This window comes from Lactobacillus sp. ESL0228, from assembly GCF_003692825.1.
Lineage (GTDB): Bacteria > Bacillota > Bacilli > Lactobacillales > Lactobacillaceae > Lactobacillus.
Genome location: NZ_REHJ01000017.1, coordinates 1 through 4,197 on the forward strand (window position 1 = coordinate 1; position 4,197 = coordinate 4,197).

The 4,197-nt window shown below is 36.0% G+C and carries 4 protein-coding genes; 3 read left to right on the top strand and 1 reads right to left on the bottom strand.

The genetic code is table 11. From position 1 onward, the window contains the following. The first annotated feature begins 79 nt into the window (after nucleotides 1–79). The 3 genes from F5ESL0228_RS08345 (at nucleotide 80) to F5ESL0228_RS08220 (ending at nucleotide 1,062) form a co-directional block, all read left to right on the top strand. Nucleotides 80–235: a hypothetical protein gene (locus tag F5ESL0228_RS08345; protein ID WP_158592510.1), complete on the top strand. Its 156-nt coding sequence runs from the start codon at nucleotides 80–82 to the stop codon at nucleotides 233–235. 278 nt (nucleotides 236–513) lie between these two features. Beyond that, nucleotides 514–744: a garvicin Q family class II bacteriocin gene (locus F5ESL0228_RS08215; RefSeq protein ID WP_122023452.1), complete on the top strand. Its 231-nt coding sequence runs from the start codon at nucleotides 514–516 to the stop codon at nucleotides 742–744. A gap of 24 nt (nucleotides 745–768) precedes the next feature. Next, nucleotides 769–1,062, top strand: a complete 294-nt coding sequence (locus tag F5ESL0228_RS08220) for a bacteriocin immunity protein (RefSeq protein WP_122023453.1) — start codon at nucleotides 769–771, stop codon at nucleotides 1,060–1,062. A 988-nt stretch (nucleotides 1,063–2,050) separates the two neighbouring features. Here F5ESL0228_RS08220 and F5ESL0228_RS08225 read toward each other — a convergent pair. Further along, entirely contained in the window at nucleotides 2,051–3,865 is a 1,815-nt protein-coding gene (locus F5ESL0228_RS08225; protein WP_122023454.1) for a plasmid recombination protein, read from the bottom strand. Between the last annotated feature and the right edge of the window lie 332 nt (nucleotides 3,866–4,197).

Sequence of the window (4,197 nt, forward strand, 5' to 3'; positions counted from 1 at the left end):
ATGGTAAAATGTTAATGCACGTTTTTTAGTGCGCAATCTCAGGAAGTCTGATTAACTTCCATGAAAGGAGGTGGGCGTGATGCTAAAATACGTGGTTTTATTATCTCTTACTTGCATATTACTTACTGATTTAACACCCGCTTTGCGGGAATTGGGAATCGCTTTAGATAAATTGGCAAACTTACTTGATAAGTTGAAAGATTTACTTGAAGCAATACTTAAAATTTTTAAGTAAAATTGTAAGAGGAAGCGTAAGATTTTCTTGCGCTTTTTTTAATTGGTCTAATTGTGAAATTGAAAAAAATCAGAAAACAAAAAGCCCACTAATTCGGGCTTTTTATATGCTATACAGATTAAAATTCACAAGCTTATTTTTAAAGCTAAAATTAGACCTAATCCTGCAGGCTTTTTTACCTACTTCCGATAATGCACATTATGTTAAGTTACTACTGGTATAGGGGATTTAAATATTGTTAATCAAGTATATTAAATAATAATGATGATTATAATCCTTTGTTACGTTCAACATATCACACTTTAGGACCTGAATATTACGGTAATAAGAAAAAAGTTAAGTGGTATGTTGTTGATAGTAATACAGGTTCTAATGGGATATTAATGGAAAGTAATACTGGAAAATTTAAGTACGTTGTTACTAGAAATACTTGGCAAACGGTTGGACATGTTGTGTATAATGGTTGGGTTAGCGGTATGCAAGATGGCTATGGTTTTGGACATAGATAGAACATAAATAATTGAGGTGTTAAGATGAAAGTATCGAAGTCAGAAAATATTTTATTAGCAGAAATAAATACTTGCCTTCAGGGATCTATTTCTGCAAAAGAGCGAGAAATAATGTGTACAGCTAAGCGTCGTTTAGAAAAAAAAGAATATTTTCCTGCTATAACCGATTCACTTCAGTCTAGATTAACTCCGTTGGCTATTCGTCAAGAACTCTCTGATGAAGGACGAAAAATTTATAGAGAGCTACTTAATCCTAGTTTTGCAAATCATGGTTTTGGGCATGGTTTAATTTCGATTTTTGGTGTATTACATAAATAATCTTATGGATATTTTTGGAATGTGTAAAAGTTAGATACTTTTTTATTGCACAATTGTTTGATGTTATCTTAACTATTGGAATAAATCATCAAAGAGCTAGTTGCTATTTCTGTTAGCAACTAGCTCTTTGATGATTTAAATTTTAGAAATAAATGTTTTTATTTCTATTTTTTATGCTATGATTACATTGTTAATTAAATAAAAAAGCCTAGGTTGCTTGTACTTAAAGCAATCTAGGCAAAGAAAAAAGCTAATTCACATTCAATTTGAGCGGTCGAATAAATTAGCTTTAGTCCTCAAATTCATAATTAAGTATAACAAACTTAAATAAGAATTCAAGAGATTAAAGCTAAAAACCTCCGAACTAAAGTGAAAAGATTAGTTCGGAGGTTTTTCCGTTATCAAGACAGCACACAAATAGCCAACAGGACAAAGTTGTAAAAAGGGACAGGTTTAATAGAGCCATCTCAAGTAATAAATCTATTTCCGAAAGCTAGTAACGTAGCAGTGGGGCAAGTGGCGGTGACGACCAGCAGTGCGAACAAGGTCAGGGCGGTACAGACGACTACTACAGATTTGGAATTACTCATGTGTAAGGAGAATTTGTAGCAGTGGAACATACGGCAGTAGTGAGCAGAACATAGCAAGAAAAGCTATTGACTGGGGTTAGTAAATGGCGTTGCCCAGAACGAGATTCATTCATCAAGCGAGAAAAAACAACGGCGAGAACTACTGTGTAGGGCGTTTAAACTTAAATGTATGTCGGCGTAAGCCGAAAGTTATAACCAGCAATTGCAAAGCAAATTAGTTAGATACTTTTTATTTTCCTCTTTATGCTAGGGGAAAAGTACCTAACTAACCGCTTTGCGGTTTTATTAAAGGTACTTATGGGGGTAGTATGCCCCACTGGAGGGTATGGTAGTAGTGATTTAGAAGTAGTGCAGGGTGAGTAGCAGCAGGAAAGCAGCCTAGAATGCTAGTAGTGGTTTTAACGATCTAAATCCATATCTTGGTTGTGTTGTAGATATAGTTGATATAATTCAGCTTTTGAAGGTGTCGAAGCGTGATGTTTAAGGGTTTGGAAATCGGTTTTAGACCAGTGGTGTTCAAAGAGACTTAAGTCGGTTTCTTGTTGTTGGTGGAAATGTTGTCCAATACGTTCTACAACTTTAGACCAAGTATTTTTGAGTAATGGTTTGCACTCACCAATTGCAGTAACTAAAGTTTGCCCAAATTGTTTGAGGTGCTTAATTTGGTGCTTTTGGTGTTTGATAGCAGTGGCTTGCATATGGAGGACTTGGTCTTTTTGTGCTAATTGCTGTTTTTGTGTTTGATTTTGTTGTTTTTGGTCTTGGAGTTCTGTAGTTAGAGTGGCGATTTTTTCTTGATAGGGTCTTTTGACGCTACCTAACTGTTCTTGTAATTGCTTGATTTGATACTGGTAAGTTAAGTTATCGCTTTGTAACTTGTTAAGTTCCATAACTAGTTCGACAGCATAGTTATCTTGCTCGGTAATTTTTTTATTTAAGCTTTTAATTTCTTTTTGATAAGGCTCACCAGCTTTAACATGGACTCTTTGTTTTTCTTCATGGCGTCCTTTTTTTATGCCAATGTTATAGCCTTCAAGTGATTTTTTATCAGCAATGGTTTCGTTTTCCAGTGTTAATTTTTGAATTTGCGTTTGTAATTGCGTATTAGTGGCAGTCAGTTTTTGATTTTGTTGAATTACTTGAACTAAGTTTTGGGATAGCCTAGCTTGTTTGATTAATTTAGCGATTCGGGCTTGGGCACTAACTTTATCAACGAGTCCAAAAGTTTTAGTTGGTAAATAATAATCAACGTCAGCGTGCTTATTAACGTCTGAGAGCCGTTTTAGTGTACTTAAGTATGTTTCCTCGTTTTTGATTTTTAAATGGCTCTCACGGCTCAAAATAGCCGATTTTTGTTGTTTATCCTTGATTTGCTGATCCAATTCTTGGCTCATAATTTTTTGATCAGTTAATTTAATAGCTAATTCAGCATTTTTATTTTTTTGTTGCAGAGCTAAGGCTTGGGCTTGGTTAACGGCACGCATAGCCTGCTTGTATTCGTGGACGTTTTTTAATTGATTGGTTAAGCCTTGTTCACGTTCAATGCCAAATTTACGTGCTAGTTCGGTTAGACAATCGGCTTGTTGATGTTGAAATTCACGAAAAAGCGCCCGACTGTCCTTGGGATCAGGTTTAAACCCCTCTTCAATTAAAGCTTTATCAAAACTCGGCTTAACGGTTACTCCTCGCTGTGCATTCTTAAAATGTGCTACAGGGACAACATTAAGGTGTAGGTGGGGTGAGCCCGGCTCGTCCATGTGAATGACCGCATTGTAAACCTGTAAATTGGGGTTATTCTGTTCAAAATCATGTTCAAATTCGGTCAAAATCTTTTTGGCAGTTTGCCAATTTTTAGATGTAGTACGATCTTGTTTTAAATAATCATTCTGGTTGCCAACTTGAACAATAAATTCACGTTGGGTCGCTTGATTTTTACTATTTTTGATTTTGCGATAATAATCGGTGATCCGGCGATCTTTACGTTTCTGTTTGGCATTGTATTGTTCAACGGCTTTGCCAAATTGCTCTTGATAAACTTTTTTAATGTCACGATGAACTAGCACCTCGTTTAGGGACGTATATTCTGGCAAAATGTGACGGTGTCCTGCTTTATCGTAATCGAAGTGATCGGGATCAAGGGAGCGGTTATTGTGTCTAATTGAAGTTTCGGTGGCGTTGCCTTTTGCAAACGAAACAGTCATTTTTTGGTTCATAATTTAGCGACCTCCAGCTGACCCTATTCTACTAATTTTTTGCTTCTTTTGCTAAAAAGAAACGTTTTCGATGTAGTGACAATTGCTAACGCAAAAGTCACTACATCACACGCCCTTACGCAGGGGGCGAAGCAGAAAAAGCTGGCGCAATTTCTGCTTAATTCAATTTTGGCAAAACTGCGTAATGCACAAAATTTCATGACGAAAAAAACAAGCAAAAGTCGTGAAGACTAATGCTTGTTTTTTCGTCTGGTCGTGTCCTTGAGGACACGATTTTCTTTTTCAAAAAGAAACAAAAAAAGCAGTCTATTGCGACTGCCCCTGTACCTTGC

Bases quoted from the DNA above. Each gene is read 5' to 3' on its own strand.
- F5ESL0228_RS08345 (WP_158592510.1), top strand. From the start codon at position 80: ATGCTAAAATACGTGGTTTTATTATCTCTTACTTGCATATTACTTACT.
- F5ESL0228_RS08220 (WP_122023453.1), top strand. From the start codon at position 769: ATGAAAGTATCGAAGTCAGAAAATATTTTATTAGCAGAAATAAATACT.
- F5ESL0228_RS08225 (WP_122023454.1), bottom strand. From the start codon at position 3,865: ATGAACCAAAAAATGACTGTTTCGTTTGCAAAAGGCAACGCCACCGAA.